The sequence below is a fragment of the Novosphingobium colocasiae genome (assembly GCF_014652555.1).
Taxonomy (GTDB): Bacteria; Pseudomonadota; Alphaproteobacteria; order Sphingomonadales; family Sphingomonadaceae; genus Novosphingobium; species Novosphingobium colocasiae.
In genome coordinates this window covers 1-15015 of the sequence record NZ_BMZA01000025.1, presented here as the reverse complement: position 1 = coordinate 15015, position 15015 = coordinate 1, and the positions used below count along the sequence as shown (strand labels likewise).

Annotated in this window: 13 protein-coding genes and 4 pseudogenes; 7 read left to right on the top strand and 10 right to left on the bottom strand. The window is 59.3% G+C overall.

Annotated features, from left to right (window positions below):
• Window positions 1–391 precede the first annotated feature (391 nt).
• Window positions 392–579 (top strand): annotated as a pseudogene (locus tag IE122_RS17090) (IS3 family transposase); the annotation flags it as partial.
• Between the two features lie 78 nt (window positions 580–657).
• Here IE122_RS17090 and IE122_RS17085 read toward each other — a convergent pair.
• Both IE122_RS17085 and IE122_RS17080 read right to left on the bottom strand, forming a co-directional pair.
• Window positions 658–1683: an amidohydrolase family protein gene (locus IE122_RS17085; protein ID WP_189622460.1), complete on the bottom strand. Its 1026-nt coding sequence runs from the start codon at window positions 1681–1683 to the stop codon at window positions 658–660.
• Between the two features lie 37 nt (window positions 1684–1720).
• The gene (locus IE122_RS17080) at window positions 1721–2881 is read right to left on the bottom strand and encodes an acyl-CoA dehydrogenase family protein (protein WP_189622459.1); all 1161 of its coding nucleotides are present in this window, start codon (window positions 2879–2881) and stop codon (window positions 1721–1723) included.
• Window positions 2882–3218: 337 nt separating this feature from the next.
• Between IE122_RS17080 and tnpA the strand changes: the two are divergent.
• Window positions 3219–3407, top strand: a pseudogene (tnpA, locus tag IE122_RS17075) (IS200/IS605 family transposase); the annotation flags it as partial.
• Window positions 3408–3437: 30 nt separating this feature from the next.
• On the opposite strand, the gene IE122_RS17070 reads toward tnpA, so the two are convergent.
• From IE122_RS17070 to IE122_RS17060, 3 genes are all read right to left on the bottom strand, one after another.
• Window positions 3438–4406 carry an acyl-CoA dehydrogenase family protein gene (locus IE122_RS17070; RefSeq protein WP_189622458.1) on the bottom strand — a complete coding sequence of 323 codons (969 nt, stop codon included), beginning with the start codon at window positions 4404–4406 and terminating at the stop codon, window positions 3438–3440.
• Between the two features lie 13 nt (window positions 4407–4419).
• A complete protein-coding gene (locus IE122_RS17065; RefSeq protein ID WP_189622457.1) occupies window positions 4420–5565 on the bottom strand; it encodes an acyl-CoA dehydrogenase family protein in 1146 nt (381 codons plus the stop codon).
• A gap of 312 nt (window positions 5566–5877) precedes the next feature.
• Entirely contained in the window at window positions 5878–6243 is a 366-nt protein-coding gene (locus IE122_RS17060) for a LysR family transcriptional regulator substrate-binding protein (RefSeq protein ID WP_189622456.1), read from the bottom strand.
• Between IE122_RS17060 and IE122_RS17055 the strand changes: the two genes are divergently transcribed.
• The gene (locus IE122_RS17055; protein WP_189622455.1) at window positions 6224–7030 is read left to right on the top strand and encodes a crotonase/enoyl-CoA hydratase family protein; all 807 of its coding nucleotides are present in this window, start codon (window positions 6224–6226) and stop codon (window positions 7028–7030) included. The two genes, IE122_RS17060 and IE122_RS17055, sit on opposite strands and share 20 nt — an antisense overlap.
• Window positions 7031–7138: 108 nt before the next feature.
• On the opposite strand, the gene IE122_RS17050 is transcribed toward IE122_RS17055, so the two are convergent.
• Window positions 7139–7552, bottom strand: coding sequence for a Zn-ribbon domain-containing OB-fold protein (locus IE122_RS17050; RefSeq protein ID WP_189622454.1), 414 nt, complete (start codon window positions 7550–7552; stop codon window positions 7139–7141).
• A 2-nt stretch (window positions 7553–7554) separates the two neighbouring features.
• On the bottom strand, window positions 7555–8685 hold the full coding sequence (locus IE122_RS17045) for a thiolase family protein (RefSeq protein WP_189622453.1): 1131 nt from the start codon (window positions 8683–8685) through the stop codon (window positions 7555–7557).
• Between the two features lie 536 nt (window positions 8686–9221).
• Between IE122_RS17045 and IE122_RS17040 the strand changes: the two genes are divergently transcribed.
• A complete protein-coding gene (locus tag IE122_RS17040) occupies window positions 9222–10175 on the top strand; it encodes a zinc-dependent alcohol dehydrogenase family protein (RefSeq protein WP_229814348.1) in 954 nt (317 codons plus the stop codon).
• A 191-nt stretch (window positions 10176–10366) separates the two neighbouring features.
• On the opposite strand, the gene IE122_RS18585 is transcribed toward IE122_RS17040, so the two are convergent.
• Both IE122_RS18585 and IE122_RS18580 read right to left on the bottom strand, forming a co-directional pair.
• Window positions 10367–10819 (bottom strand): transposase, encoded by a 453-nt coding sequence (locus IE122_RS18585; protein WP_373299151.1) that lies wholly within the window; start codon window positions 10817–10819, stop codon window positions 10367–10369.
• A pseudogene (locus IE122_RS18580) lies at window positions 10788–11015 on the bottom strand (hypothetical protein); the annotation flags it as partial. The pseudogene IE122_RS18580 and the gene IE122_RS18585, both read right to left, overlap by 32 nt.
• A 316-nt stretch (window positions 11016–11331) precedes the next feature.
• Between IE122_RS18580 and IE122_RS17025 the strand changes: the two are divergent.
• The 3 genes from IE122_RS17025 (at window position 11332) to IE122_RS17015 (ending at window position 14630) form a co-directional block, all read left to right on the top strand.
• Window positions 11332–12537 (top strand): acyl-CoA dehydrogenase family protein, encoded by a 1206-nt coding sequence (locus IE122_RS17025; RefSeq protein WP_189622452.1) that lies wholly within the window; start codon window positions 11332–11334, stop codon window positions 12535–12537.
• A 34-nt stretch (window positions 12538–12571) separates the two neighbouring features.
• Window positions 12572–13714 carry an acyl-CoA dehydrogenase family protein gene (locus IE122_RS17020; protein ID WP_189622451.1) on the top strand — a complete coding sequence of 381 codons (1143 nt, stop codon included), beginning with the start codon at window positions 12572–12574 and terminating at the stop codon, window positions 13712–13714.
• Window positions 13715–13889: 175 nt separating this feature from the next.
• On the top strand, window positions 13890–14630 hold the full coding sequence (locus IE122_RS17015; protein WP_189622450.1) for a dienelactone hydrolase family protein: 741 nt from the start codon (window positions 13890–13892) through the stop codon (window positions 14628–14630).
• Window positions 14631–14666: 36 nt separating this feature from the next.
• Here IE122_RS17015 and IE122_RS17010 read toward each other — a convergent pair.
• Window positions 14667–14948 (bottom strand): annotated as a pseudogene (locus IE122_RS17010) (integrase core domain-containing protein); the annotation flags it as partial.
• Window positions 14949–15015 lie beyond the last annotated feature (67 nt).

Sequence of the window (15015 nt, the reverse complement as noted above, 5' to 3'; positions counted from 1 at the left end):
AAACGCAGTGGGCGACCTCATGCCATGGATCGCCGTGGTCTGAGCACATCGCTTACCATCCAACGGTTCAGCCCGGACGCTTACTCATGCCCTGGACAGCCGTGGCCTGAGAACACCGGTTACGTTGACGTCGCACAGCACAGGCAGCTTTGGAGATGGAGATCGACGGCGGGGCTGTGAAGATCGGCCGCGATGCCGATGCCGGTCAAATTACAGCGGTGATCGAAGCCCCCAAGGTCAGGCGATGATCGGACTTGTTGCTGGATCGCCATGCTCTACGCGATCGAGGCTGAGCTTTCGCGGTAACTCGGCTGATCACCGCGTCGCTGTGCGCGACGAACACCCATCGCAACCTCCAATTTGTATGGAGGTGCGACGACCGGTTGAATCCGCCCAATACGTTTCGATCAAATATAACGAACGCCTTGCCGAAGCCGGGATCGGGCCATTGGCGGGCAGCGTAGGGAACGCTGCGACAACGCTTTGGCCGAGACGATCAACGGCCTTTACAAGGCTGAGGTGATCCACCGACCAAGTCTATGGCGATCCTTTGAGGCCGTCAAATACGCCACGCTGGACGCCCCAACCACGGCCGCATAATTTAAGCCAAATGGATTCCGACAATCCCGTGGTGGATCAGACCTTGGTCTGTCAGCCTCAAAAATCTAGCAAAAGATTATAGGTCCGCGCGGCAGTACCCGCGAGTAAAGCCGCCTTGTCGTCAGTGGAATAGCGCTCAATTATCCGCTTATAAGCGTTCCACAACACACTGTAGCTGCAGCCGCCCTTGTCGACCGGGAAATTGCTTTCGAACATGCAGCGCGACGGCCCGAATGTTTCGATAACCTGCTCGAAATAAGGCCGCCAGGCAGCCGCCAGTTCGGTAGAGCTCGGGGGCATGTCGCTCTTGTGGAAATCGAAACCTGCGATTTTCATGGCCAGCCCGCCCAGCTTGACGCTGATGTTCGGATACTCGGCGAGCTTCTTGATACCGCGAGACCATTCGGCTCGGACTTCTTCGCGCTGGTCGCTGTAACGACCAATGCCCAAGGGCATGCCAATATGATTCAGGACGATACGTGTGCCCGGGAACCTGTGAGCCAACTCGGCGAGTTCGTCGAGCTGCGTATGATAGATCATTGCATCGAAAGACAGGCCCAGAGGCTCCAGGCATGCAAAGCCATCGAGAAAGGTCGGGTCCCGTAGCAGATGTGGTGGCGGCCCCTTTTCCGAGGGATGGACTTCCTTGTCGTCGGACGAGGACGTGATGTAGCGTATGCCCTTGAACCGACCGCCGGCCGCAGCGATGTGCTTTTCGAGCACTGCTCCGGCGCCGCTGCCGAGCATGAGATTCACATAGCCGACGATCCCGTCGCAGATGCGTGTGTCGCCGTAGAGGCCGCTGGCCGCCATCGCTGCCGCCCCGTTCGCGAACTCCGTTTCACCAAGCGAGCGCAACTCACGGGGGCCGGATGAGCGGAACATCGAATAGCATTGCACAAAGACGGAAGCTTTGACGTTATGCCCACTGCGCAGATCCGCGAGATAATCCGGGAGCATGTATTCCCAACCGGCGATATCCCACAAATGATGATGCGCATCGACAATAGGCAGATCGGGCTCGATGGCCTTCTCGGAGTGACGGGCCAGCCATTCCGGTCTAACCAGGATATATTCCGACATTTCTGCCCCTTGCTACTTGTTGTGCTGCCTGTGATCGTCAGCGCAGCGTTGCGCGGGCAATCACGACCTTTTGGACTTCCGATGCGCCTTCGTAGATGCGGGTCGGCCTGATATCGCGGTAGAGCTGCTCCACCACGCTACCGCGCGCCACGCCAAGTCCGCCGAAAAGCTGGACGGCGGAATCGATCACCCGACCCGCCGCTTCAGTCGCCATCAGCTTGGCCATCGCTGACTCGCGCGAGACTCGCCCGCCCAGGACATCGGATGCCCAGGCCGCGCGATAGACCATCAGTGCTGCGGCTTCGGTTTCGACGGTCATGTCGGCAATCTTCGCCTGAACAGTATCCATTTCCGACATTGTCTTGCCGAACATGCGCCGCGATTTTACGCGTGCGATTGTCTCATCCATTGCGCGCCGGGCGGCACCGACCGCCGCTGCGCCAACCGATGGGCGAAAGACGTCAAAGGTGGCCATGGCCGCCTTGAAGCCGGTTCCAGCACCGCCGAGGATATTGTTGGCCGGAATTCGGCAATTTTCGAACTTCAGCGAACCGAGCGGATGTGGCGCAATCATGGGGACGTCGGGGGTGATCGTCAGCCCAGGGGTATCGGCATCAACCATGAACGCTGAAAGGCCACGCGCACCGGGCGCTTCGCCTGTCCTGGCGACGACGATATATTGGTCGGCGATGCCTGCGTTGGTGATCCAGCACTTTTCGCCATTCAGAACATAGCTGTCGCCGTCCAGGTCGGCCGTTGTCTGGGCAGAGGCAAGATCAGACCCCGCATCCGGTTCGGTCAACGCAATGGCGGCGATCCGCTTGCCTTGGCGGGTCGCTTCGATCACGGCATCGCGCATCGCATGGTCGTGGTGCTGCCAAAGCGGCGCCGTGCCCAAGCCCTGCATTACGAACATGTTGTCGGCAAGGAATGACTCGTAGGTCAAAGCCTCGCGAATGATACAGATCGAACGAACATCGGGCGGCGCTACGTCCGCTCCCGAGGCTTTTGGCAGCACATAATCCAGGAAGCCGGCGGCCGAAAGACTGCCAAGCATTTCCTTGGCATAGGGGCCAAAATTACTTTCCGGATGCTGGCCCAGAATGTCGCGGTTGGCCTCGATCCATCGCTGCAATTTCTCTGCGAGCGTGAAATGCTGAGAATCGAAAAAGGGAAGGTTCTGTAGACCCCAACTCATTGTCCCTGTCTCCAAGAGAAACGTGCTCGCGAGGGTACGACCCGCGGATATCGAATAGAGCGGACCGCCTGCGTTGACTACGGCGGCCAGGTGCGGTCTGCATTACGGCCAACTTGTTGGCGCTAACCTCTTGCCTGCTCAAGGATTATCGAAACTTTGATAGCAGTGATTGCAGGCGTAATGTAAGGGCCAGTTTGACTGATGTCAGTTCTCTGTGGCCATTTCGAGCCATCTGCCTAGCGCGTATCTCCCTTGGATAATTCTTTAGAGTCCTCTGACAGGGAGGAACCCCTCCGACTTCAGTGGGATACTGGCTTCAGCCACAGCCTCGCAGGCTATGGCGTATCGGTCCGGTTGTCACACTACATTCCAGCATCGCTACCATCTCGTGTGGGCGCCGAAATACCGGTACAAGGTACTGATTGGTGATGTGCGGCTCCGGGTGCGCGAGATCCTCCGGCAGGTCTGCGCCGGGATGGGCGTGACAATCATCAATGGCGCGCTGTCGAAGGACCACGTCCACCTGTGATCCTAACGGCATCAGCCGATCAGTCATTCAGCTGAAGATGTGGTCGCGAACCCAGTCAATACTGCTAGCGGAATTTGCCAGACGCTGTTTCCCCAACTGCGCCGCCCAGTACCCTTCCGAACCATCTGCAAGACGCCATTCGTGCAGGCGCCGCGTCAGCAACTGCAGGTCATATTCCTCGCTGATGCCAATGGCACCATGAACAGCGTGCGCTGAGGCGGCGATGCGCGTTGCCGCAGCGGAAGTCGTCGCCTTGGCCGTCGCGGCAACCGCGATGGGCATGTCCAGACCCTTGGACAAACCGATCTCGGCGGCGATGCGGCAAGCGATCATGTCTTCCGCCATAACGGCCAACATATGCTGCACAGACTGCTGCCGACCGATCGGCTTGCCGAACTGGACCCGTTCGTTGCAATAATTCGTGGACATTTCCGTCAGACGAGCGGCAGCACCGGCGATCAGCGCCGCGCGGACGGTAGCGGCGAGCGGACGCAGGCCATCTGAGGGGCGGGGCAGACTAACGTCAGCCACGGGCACCTTGGCGATAATGGCGGAAAGGCCGTGATGATTGCCAATGCTTTTCGGATCAAGACCTGCCATCTCGGCAAGAATAAGCTCCTCGCCCGTATCGACCAGCGCATAGCTTGCCACCATGGCGCAAGGTACTGGCTGGTCGAGCGAGGTGACCAGCACGATCGGGCCGTCGGGTGCCGTAATTCCGGCCTTGGCGAGAAGCGCGCGAGCGACGATTGTCTCGCTCAGGGGCAAGGGCACGGCATGGAAACCGATCAGCTCAAACAGAGGCTCTACATCCGCAAGGTCAAGTCCGGCCCCGCCGACCGATTCTTCGACCAGAGCATCGAGGAACCCCGATGTCGCCAGCTCCTCCCACATGGCACCGAACGACCCGCCGCCCTCGACTTCCCGCACGGCAGCGGATGTGCACAGCGAGGCCAGGAGACGGCCGAAAGGTTCCGTCAATTCATTCATTTGCATGATTCTGTCCTCCTCAGCGCAGACCCATGCCACGCGCGATGATGCCCCTCAGGACCTCGCGCGTGCCGCCGCGCAGGCTGAAACTGGGCGCGATGTGTGTGACGTAAAGCAATGTGCGATAAAGCTCGGCCGCGATCGGCTCGTCCGGGTGCGAACCGAGGTCGTCGCCGATTACACTGGGCAGATGCTGTTCAAAGCCGGTCCCGCGGTCCTTGACGATGCTGGCTTCCACGACCGGACTTTCGCCAGCCACGAGGCGGGCCGTGCAGGCGATGGACATTGCCCGAAGCGTTGCCAGCTCCGCAGTCAAGGCACCAACCTCGGTTGCCTTGTCGATCCTGCCGACAGCCTGTAGGTGACGCACCCAGGCGTCGAGCAGGATGATGCTCGAATAAATCCTTTCAGGCCCTGAGCGTTCGAAGGCCAGTTCGGCGGTGACCTGGTCCCAACCCTGACCTTCGCTTCCCACCAGCGCATCTTCGGCCAACTGCACGTTGTCGAAGAACACCTCACAGAAGTGCGAATCTCCCGTCAGGTCGACGATGGGGCGCACGGTCACGCCCGGCGCCTTCAAATCCACGATTAGCTGGGACAAACCCTTTTGTCGTTCCGCCGTCGTTCCAGATGTCCGCACCAAGGCGATCATGTAGTCAGAGTGAGCTGCGTTCGTCGTCCAGATCTTCTGGCCGTTCAGCAACCAGCCCGATCCATTCGGTTCGGCTCGCGTGCGGACGCTGGCCAGGTCGGACCCCGAGCCCGGCTCGCTCATGCCGATGCAAAACAAAGCTTCTCCGCGGCAGATACGCGGGACGTAAAATTCCTTCTGGGCTTCTGTCCCATAGCTCAGGAGCAAAGGAGCGCTCTGCCGGTCGGCAAACCAGTGTGCCGCGACCGGGGCGCCGGCGCTCAGCAGTTCTTCGACAACCACGAAGCGTGCGAACGGGCCACGGTCATGCCCGCCATACCTACGTGGAAGTGTCAGCCCGAGGAAACCCTCTTTACCCAGCGTTCGGCTGAACTGCCTATCGAAGCCTTGCCATGAGCGTGCGCGCTGATCGAGCGGTATCGCATCAATGCTACGGGCTATGAGTTCACGAATCCTAGGGCGCAAATCCTCGTCGCTACTCGGCAATTCCGCCAGTCTGAAGGTGTCGAACAAAGCTTACATCCTTGCAAATGGTGCAAAGCGAATGGCCACCGCAGTGAACACCGTCAATTCAAGGAGGCCATCGGAAATTATGTATTACGTGCTCAATATCGCATCGGTATCGAGCAGGAGCTCTTGCGCTCGCCTCGAAAATCTCGACGATGACACAGGTGTGTGTGGCGAAAGGTACACCCATTTGGACCGGTACGCGCTCGACAAGGCAAGCAATGAGCAGGCTTGGAGGCGCGCATCGATGCCAAGTATCAGCACGCCCCCCACCCGGCCGCGACCAAGCTTAGCGCAGTTTGAGCCTGCATCGTATCTCTATTCGGCACGAGGAGCGAAATCGGCATTGCGGCGTGCCAAGTGAAAGATGGGATTCAGGATGCTTACAGGATTGAAGAGAGTGAGGGGATTGAAGGGTTGATCGGCAAGTTCGGCGAGCGCGATTGTCAGTCGCCTCGGTAGCGGGTGCTCAGGGCCCATGGCGAGCACTAGTTCGCCGCGCTCTGTGAGTTCTACCGTCACCGGGGAAGATTCCGGGACAGGCAAGCGAACCACGCCTAAGTCCAGTTGGCCGTTCCTCAAATCCTTCAGGATCTCGTTGCTTCCTGCGAAGCGCGGCATCAAGGTTGTTGCATTGCTATCAATGATTGTTCGGAGAATATAGATGTCGGAAGCGCCCTTCATGATCGTCGAGCGGAAAGGGCCTGTGGTAATCGCCACGCTGAACCGACCCGACACGCGCAATGCTATCACTGAAATTGCCTATAGCGAAGAGATCGCCGAGTTCTGTGCAAGCATGACCCGAGATCTGACGGTCCGTGCCATCGTGCTGACCGGGGCAGGCTCTGCCTTCTGTGCCGGCGGCAATGTGCACCATATGGCAGAACGCAAGGGCATGTTTGCGGGCGCGCCGTTTGCTCTGCGCAATACATACCGCACCGGCATCCAGATGATCCCGACAGCCTTGTACGAGCTCGAGGTGCCGGTCGTGGCCGCTGTCAACGGTCCGGCCGTCGGTGCCGGGCTCGATCTGGCGTGCATGTGCGATATTCGCATCGCATCGAGCCGTGCCCGGTTTGCGGAAAGCTTCGTCAAACTTGGCATCGTGCCCGGAGACGGTGGTGCGTGGCTGCTGCCACGGATCATAGGCATGGCGCGAGCCAGCCTACTGACGCTTACCGGCGACATGATCGATGCTGCGACGGCGCTCGATTACGGGCTTGTTGCCGAAGTGGTGCCGCCCGAGGAGGTTCTTCCTCGCGCCATCGAGATTGCCGAGGCAATCGCGGCCAATCCCGGGCACGCGACCCGCTTGGCGAAGCGCCTCCTGCGCGAAGGGCAGGATATGAAGCTGGCACCGTTGCTTGAACTTTCCGCTGCTTACCAGGCGCTTGCTCATCATACGTTCGATCATGGCGAAGCCGTGGCGGCTTTTCTCGAGTCGCGCGATCCTGTCTATCGCGACGAATAGCCGGGGTTCAGACAGTCCGCGCCGGCGGGTGGGTGGCGCGCCAGGCGCAAACCCGCCGCGCGAGGGTCGCACCATGATCGTCTCCAATCCCCGAACTGCGGGTGTCGGTCAGCGCACAGCCCTGAAAACCGGCAGCGTCCGCTCGTCGTCGAGCCTTTCGAACACGACTTCGACCGGCATGTCGCAGACAAGATCGTCGGTCCGCCCGACCAGCCGAGAAATGATCATGGGACCTTCCTCTAGCTCGATCCTACCGACGACATAGGGGACCGCCCCGGCATATGCCTTAAGGTACTTCTGGTGCATCACGATCCATGACCAGAGCGTGCCGCGTCCGCTGACCTTCTGCCAATGGAAATCCGTCTCCAGGGTATCGGCATCGGCAGAGGTCTGTGGAAAATAGAGCTTGCCGGTCGGGCTGGCGTGAAGGCGGAGTTCGCCAACCCGGGTTCCTTCCCAGAAACCGCGATCGACCTCGGTAATCGGCTCCATAGACGCGACGAGCAGGTCCTTGTCGATCATAGTCACGCTCCCGCCAGAATGTGCGAGGATACGATCGGCGAAATGCAGATGTACTGCGCAGTATTGGCACCCGGAACTTGCCGTTCGCCGCATTCGCCACGCAATTGGCGAACTGCTTCGACATGGTGCCCCCAGCCTTGCATGTAGGATTCTCCGGTATGCCCGCCCGCGGTGTTGATCGGCTGGCGGCCGCCGAGACCGATTTGGTCCAGGGTGGCCCAGGCAGTCGCTTCGCCACGGGCGGCGAAACCGAACCCTTCGAGGCCGAAGGCAATGGCGGGCGTGAAATTGTCGTAGACCTGTAGAACGTCGATATCCTCGGGCACGAAGCCAGCCTGGCGATGCAACCGATCGGCCGCTTGCCGGGCGTTGCCGAAGAAGAAATCGCGGCTCCAGTAATGACCGGACGTTTCGCCCCGAGTAGCAGTGGCGGCCAGGACGACAGGCCGCTTCGCCAAATCCCTAGCGCGTTCCATCGTGGTCATGATCAGGCACACGCCGCCATCATTTATAATGCAATAATCCAGCATGCGCAGCGGCGCGGCGATGAAGCGGGCTGCCATGTAATCGTCTACCGTGATCGGATTTCGCATGACGGCACCTGCGTTCAGCGCCGCATTGCGCCGGTTGTTGATGGCGAAATTGGCTAGTGCGCCATCCGCTATGCCGAATTCGTGCTGATAGCGCCGGTACATCATTGCCACCGCGGCACCGGGAGAGGTCATTCCCTGATAGTGATTGTAGATGCTGGTGGAGTTAGGAAATGCCTCCCCGCCGTAGGCCATAGCGGAACTGCGTCCATTGTTGCCATAAACCAGTGCGACCACCTCTGCTTGGCCGGTTTCGATCATCGCAGCAGCATATTGCACGGCTACACCGCTCATGCGCCCCGAACCTTCCAGTTCGTTGATCAACCAGAGGTTCTTGAGCCCGAGCGCATCGGCCGTCACGGTATACGGGATGCGTGACGTGATCAGCCCATCGATATCGCCTTTTGCAATCCCGCAATCTTCGATGGCCAGCGAAAGCGCTTGGGCACCCAACGAAATCGCATCGTTTGGCACCTTGCTGGCATAAAGAGCCGCATAATTTAGCTGCCCGACCCCAACTATCGCCGGCTGGCGCGCACGCACTGAACTCACTGCAACTCCCTTCCAGACCCGTTGCAACGCCCTAGCTGCCCGAACGAAAATTTACATCTTCGGCAGAAACGCGATCGCAACCGTGCGGAGGGCACCTTCCAGTTGGTTTCCGCCGTGCTCCGCACCTTTGATCTACAGTAGACTTTCCCCTGATCCATTCCCGCGAGATATATTACATATATTTTTACCCATCACCGCCCCGGCGCACTTGTTAAGGCAAATTGCCCATCGGCCCACCTCTCGTTACGGTGTATGCTGAAGCGGGAGGGCGCTCCCCATTCAGGGCAATACTGCCTGAACTGCGCTTGCCCCAGTCTTTCAAATTGAATTTCAGGTGAGTTGGCATGGCATAGTTGCTGCAATGCAAAAATTGCCGCAAAGATCTCCACCGAAGGATGAATTCCGCAGGTAGGGCCAAGTCCGCTTCGCGTTCATTAAAGCTGCACAAGGGTTTCGAGGAGATTATGATGAAAGCTGTAAGGTGGACTTCAGACACGCCGCCGGGTCTAGAATTACATGAAGAACCCATGCCCACGCCGGCCTCGCGTGAAGTCCTGATCCGGGTGCACGCGGCCTCGTTGAACTTTCGCGACCAAGCGATTCTGGATGGCAACTACGGCGGCACGCTCAAACCTAACGGCGTGCCGCTGTCCGACGGCGCGGGTGAGGTTGTCGCCATCGGCGAACATGTTTCGCGTGCCCAAGTCGGCGACCGCGTAACAGCGAATTGCCACACCCACTGGATCAGCGGCCCCCCGCTGCCCGAATACCAGCAGGACAGCGTGGGCATGAGCACGGACGGATGGCTCGCAGAATATATCCTGCTGCACGAAAACGCCATCGTGCAGATGCCGTCGTATATGTCCTACGAACAAGCGGCTACGCTGCCGTGCGCCGCCGTTACGGCCTGGAGCGCGCTCAACCGGTCGAGCCCGCTGCAACCCGGGCAAACCGTGCTGGTGCAGGGCACCGGCGGCGTAGCACTGTTCTCTCTTCAGATCGCCCGGATGTTTGGCGCTCGCGTTCTGGCGATCACCTCGTCCGACGCCAAGGCGGAGAAGCTCAAAGGCCTCGGTGCCGATGCGGTCGTGAATTATCGCACCACGCCGGAATGGGACAAGGCGATCCTCGAGCTTACCGGTGGTCGGGGCGTCGACAAGACCGTCGACATTGCCGGCGAGACCACGATCGTCAAATCAGCGGCATCGACCCGAGTTGGCGGAGACGTGTCGCTTGTCGGATTTACCAGTGGTTTTGGCGGCGGCTTGCCGCCCATCGATATTCTCTGGCGTTCTCTGAATGTCGCGGGCACGGCGATCGGACCACGGGAAAATTTTGCCGCGCTGATGGCCGCAATGGGCCAGCACAAGGTTGATCCCGTCATCGACAGCGTCTTTGCCTTCAATGATTACGAGGCGGCGTACCAGCGTCTCGCCAGTGGGGATCATGTCGGCAAGGTCGTCATCGCCGTCAGCCGATGATCGGGGCGTGGCTCGACAGAATGCTGTCGAGCCCGCCTCATCCTGAGCGTGAGGGCCGAAGCCCGCGCGCAAACCAACTCGGGCCCCGTCGCCGTTTATGAGTTTACGATCCAGGCGGTGCGGATTCCTTGAGAGCTTCATGGATCTGTCCGCACTGCCCGGACCCGAGCCTGGTCGTGCGGTATCGGGTCTCACACAGGCGAACGTTGCATTGACTCGATGCGGGCTTTGCAGATCGTTCGTCCCGGCCTTCCCTCGCCGGGGAGCGTCCTCGGATCATCTTTGCGCTTCACCGCTGGCAAACAGGTTCTGCCCTCCCTCACGCTTGGAACAAAGCGCCGTCGCGAAGCATGGCGGGCATGATGACCGCAGGGGCGGCGCGGGTCTTCTTCAGGCCGCGGCACTTGGAAATCCGCATGGCCCAAGTCTTGAGGGAAGGTTTCCCGGCTGTGGGCCAGGATCGAGTGGCAAGCTTCATATAGCGACTTGCGCAAGGTCTCGTCCCTTTGCTTGGTGATCCTGCCCGTCCAGTCGAGCTCGCCAGATTGATGGCGTCTGTGCACCAGGCCGCAGCAGGCGCCGGCATCGCGTGACTGTCGGAACCGCCCCGACTCATCGACTGCAGCTGCGAAGGCAGGTCGCAGGAGACATACGTCCTGTTTGGGTTTGGACTATGGCGAGGAAATTTTCGGCCACCTTGTCGTAGCGTGTGGCAATGCGCCGGAAGTGCTTCAGCGTGGAGAAGAAGCGTTCGATCAGGTTCCGTTCGCGGTAGAGCGAAGAGCTGAAGTATAGTTTTCACCTCCGGTTGGACTTGGGTGGGATATTGGCGAACGCGCCCCTTTCGCGGAGGGATTTGCGGCTGTGGTCGGCATCGAATGCCTTGCCGGCCAGCAATGTTGTTCCGGCACCAAAATGTTCGAGCAGGCCATCAACAGCTTCGCCGTCATGGCTTTGCCCCGCGGTCACGCATTTCACACTTCAGCCAAAGTCGTGCTGGCGTCAGGACAGAGCAGCTGCATTGCATGTGGAATGAATCGGTTGCGAACCGCCGGAATTTTCCCATCTGCTTGCGTCACGTGCCGCCGTCGTTGAAGACGTTGGACAATTGGGCGGCGGATTGCCGTTTCCAATCGAAACGGATCGAGAGTATGAAATGGATGTGAGCTTTACCGCTGAGGAGGAAGCGTTCCGGCGAGAGATCCGCGCATTCATTGCCGCCGAATACCCGCAATCCTTGCGTGATGCCCTGGCCAACGGGGCTGAACCGACGCGTGAGAATTACCTTACCTGGATGAGGATTCTTGCGAAAAAAGGTTGGCTGGCAGCAAGTTGGCCCAAAGAATACGGTGGCCCGGGCTGGAGCCTCACGCAGCAGCAAATCTTCCGGGACGAATTGGAAGATGCGGACACTATCCGAACGGCATCGATGGGCATAGCCATGTGTGGGCCGGTAATCCGGCAGTTCGGAACAGCGGAGCAAAAGGCTCGCTTTCTGCCACCAATGGTAAATGCCGAATCCTGGTGGTGTCAGGGTTTCAGTGAACCTGGTGCCGGATCGGACCTCGCCAGCATCCGCACTCGTGCTGAGCGCGTGGTGGGCGACGATGGCAAAGAATACTATCGCGTTAACGGCCAGAAGACCTGGACGACGCTTGCGCAACATGCGGACTGGGGATTTTTTCTGGTCCGCACCGATCCCGATGCGAAAAAGCAGAAAGGAATTTCCTTCCTGTTGATCGACATGGCCAGCCCCGGCATCCAGGTGCGGCCGATCGAGACACTGGGTGGGGACCGCGAAGTCAATGAAGTCTGGCTCGAAGACGTCATGGTGCCGATCGAAAACCGCGTCCACGACGAAAACGAAGGCTGGACTTGTGCCAAGTTCCTGCTCGAGCATGAAAGATCGGCGATTGCGGACGTCAGTCGCACGAAGAGGCGGGTCAAGAACTTGCGCGCACTTGCCGACGAACGGCACGACGAGCGCGGCAGCGTTATGTCGGACGCGCCGGCGTTTCGACGCAAGATCGCCCAACTGGAAATCGAGCTTATTGCCCTTGAAGCGACGAATTTCAGAGCCTTGACCGACGCCAGCAACGGACGCGATCCGGGGCCGCTCATGAGCATGCTGAAAACGCGCGGCAGCGAGATTGCGCAATCGACGTTCGAACTGACCCAAGAGGCAGCTGGCCCTTACGGGATGGTAACTCCAGCACCGGAATCGGGCGGAATCCAGCCGATCGGGCCGCGCACGGGCGTGCGTGCGGCAGATCATTATCTGAATTCGCGCAAGCTTTCGATTTATGGCGGGTCGAATGAGATCCAGCTTACCATCATTGCGAAGACTGCATTGAGCCTGTGAATAGCTGGTCGGCAGAGATGCCCGGAGAAGGCAAATGAATTTCAATCTTTCCGACGAGCAGCAGATGCTGCGGGACATGCTGGAATCTTTTCTGCGCGACCGTTTCCCGTTCGAAGCGCGCCGCGCGCAGGTCCGATCAACGGCCACAGAATCGGCAATCTGGTCGGCCTTCGCCAATGAGCTCCAGATTCTGGGTACGTCGCTTCCCGAGAATGTCGGCGGGCTTGGCGGCGGGCCGACCGAAAACATGATCGTCATGGAAGAACTCGGCAAGGCGCTTTCGATCGAGCCGTGGCTGTCCACCATAATTATGGCCGGTGCACTGCTTCGTGATGCGGGGGCAAAGGCACAGGAGACAATGGCGGCCGTGGTCGACGGAACTGCCATCGTCGTTCCCGCTTTTGACTATTTCCCGGGATCGTTCGGAAAGGATGATGCCGGCGTCTCAATCGCCGCTAATGACGGTGGGTTCCGCCTGTCGGGGAAGATCCCGGTGGTCCGGGATGCAGCACGCGCCACGCATTTCGTCGTCTTGGCGAAAGACGCAGGTGGTGGGCAAGCGTTGGTGATCGTGGCCGCGGATGCTCCGGGGTTGGAGCTGAAGACCTATCAGTTGGTCGATGGCGTCGGATGCGCAGACCTCTCTTTGAACGGTGTCGAAGTCGAAGAGAGTGCGATCGTCGCGCGGGGCGAGGAAGCGGCTGATCGAATGGCCGAAGCATTCAATGCCGGGGTTGTCGGCCTGTGTGCCGAGGCCTTGGGAATTCAACGTATGCTGCTGCAGTGGACGGTAGAATACGCCAAGCAGCGCCAGCAGTTCGGCCGACCGATCGGGGAATTTCAAGTGTTGCAGCATCGCATGGCGAGAATGCTCATCAAGGTCGAAGAGACCGTATCAATGACGTATCTGGCGACCGCTCATCTCGAAAATCGCACTTCGGAGCGCGCGAAGATAGCGTCGGCCGCAAAAGTCATGATTGATCAGGCGGGTTTGTTCGTAGGGCAGCAAGCAGTTCAAATTCACGGCGGCATGGGAATGTCGAAAGAGCTCCCGATTGCGGATTACCTAAGCCGTCTTAACGTTATTGCCCAACAGCTCGGGTCCACCGACTTTCACTTCGGCCGCTATGAGGCGAGTTCTTTTGAAAAGAAAGCAGCACTGCCGGTGACCGCATAAGCTGGAGGCTCGCAAAAGCCGTTTTATTTTTTCTTGGCTAGCGCCCAATGAGTGGAAGCGGCGGGAAAGATGCGGCATGATTGTGCAGAGACGATAAACATGGGCCTGCTGGCGTCGACTCTGGCTAGGAATCGCTGCTAACCTCGAATTGACGTGTTAATAGAAAGCTTGTCTAATGATTGAGACCGAAATCAACATCCGCACAGCCGACGGTGAAATGGAGACCTTCATCGTCTATCCGGAGCGGGAAGGGCCTCATCCAGTAGTAATCTTTCTAATGGATGCCGCCGGCATACGCGACGAGCTTCGCCTGATGGCGAGTCGTCTTGCGACCGCCGGCTATTATGTCATGCTCCCCAATCTATATTATCGTGGTGGCGCAAAGGAGATCGGGCCGTTCCCGTCGCTCGACGATGAGGAGGCCATGGCGCCTATCTGGGGATACATTGCAACCGCGACCAGGTCGGCCGTCATGGCTGATTGCGAGGCATTGCTCGCACATGCGCGAACCGCTCCGGAAGCGGCAAATGGCCCTGTCGGGATCATGGGATATTGCCTCACTGGCCCATACGCGCTGGTCGCCGCCGGCTACTTTGCCGGGAAGGTCGCGGCAGCAGCCTCGATCTATGGAGTGGCCGTGGTCACCGATCAGCCCGACAGCCCTCATGTCACAGCGCAAGCCGGAAATGCCGAGCTTTACGCCGCTTTCTCCGAAATAGACGATTTCGTACCTTCAGAAGAATATGAAACAATGCGGACCTATTTCGCGGCGAACGACGTCCGCGGCGAGGTTGAGCTTTATCGAGGTGTAGAACACGGCTTCGCATTCCCGGAGCGCCATTGCTACGACAGGTCTTCAGCGGAGCGACATTGGGAGCGGCTCCATGCGCTGTTCCGGCGCAATCTGTACAATTGAGCGCGGCAACTGACCTGCCCCCCACTGGTCGCGCAGTCAGAACGAGAGTCTGCCGGTTTGATATTCGTGCTGCCCCACCGGCACAAGCGCGTCGGACGTGACGCGTCTATCTAGCAGGAACGTCCGACGCGCTTGTGCCGGTGTTCGGTTCGCCAGCGACGAGTGCGGCCTGACGTTGTTGTAGTCGTAGCGCCAGACAGCCAGCTTGCGCCTGGCGTCAGCCAGGCTGTCGAACAGCTCTTCATTCAAGAGCTCGTCGCGCAGCGACCCATTGAAGGATTCAATGAACGCGTTCTGCTGCGGCTTGCCGGGATCGATTTAGGTAAGCGTAGCCGCCGCCCCACCTTGCGGGCTTGAAGCGCAGCGTCGAGTCTCCGCGCCCTGA

What these genes read in the sequence shown, in the direction of transcription:
- IE122_RS17020 (WP_189622451.1), top strand. Translation starts at nt 12,572, where the DNA reads ATGAATTTCAATCTTTCCGACGAGCAGCAGATGCTGCGGGACATGCTG.
- IE122_RS17050 (WP_189622454.1), bottom strand. Translation starts at nt 7,552, where the DNA reads ATGATCGACAAGGACCTGCTCGTCGCGTCTATGGAGCCGATTACCGAG.
- IE122_RS17040 (WP_229814348.1), top strand. Translation starts at nt 9,222, where the DNA reads ATGCCCACGCCGGCCTCGCGTGAAGTCCTGATCCGGGTGCACGCGGCC.
- IE122_RS17060 (WP_189622456.1), bottom strand. Translation starts at nt 6,243, where the DNA reads ATGAAGGGCGCTTCCGACATCTATATTCTCCGAACAATCATTGATAGC.
- IE122_RS17085 (WP_189622460.1), bottom strand. Translation starts at nt 1,683, where the DNA reads ATGTCGGAATATATCCTGGTTAGACCGGAATGGCTGGCCCGTCACTCC.
- IE122_RS17015 (WP_189622450.1), top strand. Translation starts at nt 13,890, where the DNA reads ATGATTGAGACCGAAATCAACATCCGCACAGCCGACGGTGAAATGGAG.
- IE122_RS17055 (WP_189622455.1), top strand. Translation starts at nt 6,224, where the DNA reads ATGTCGGAAGCGCCCTTCATGATCGTCGAGCGGAAAGGGCCTGTGGTA.
- IE122_RS17070 (WP_189622458.1), bottom strand. Translation starts at nt 4,406, where the DNA reads ATGCAAATGAATGAATTGACGGAACCTTTCGGCCGTCTCCTGGCCTCG.
- IE122_RS17025 (WP_189622452.1), top strand. Translation starts at nt 11,332, where the DNA reads ATGGATGTGAGCTTTACCGCTGAGGAGGAAGCGTTCCGGCGAGAGATC.
- IE122_RS17080 (WP_189622459.1), bottom strand. Translation starts at nt 2,881, where the DNA reads ATGAGTTGGGGTCTACAGAACCTTCCCTTTTTCGATTCTCAGCATTTC.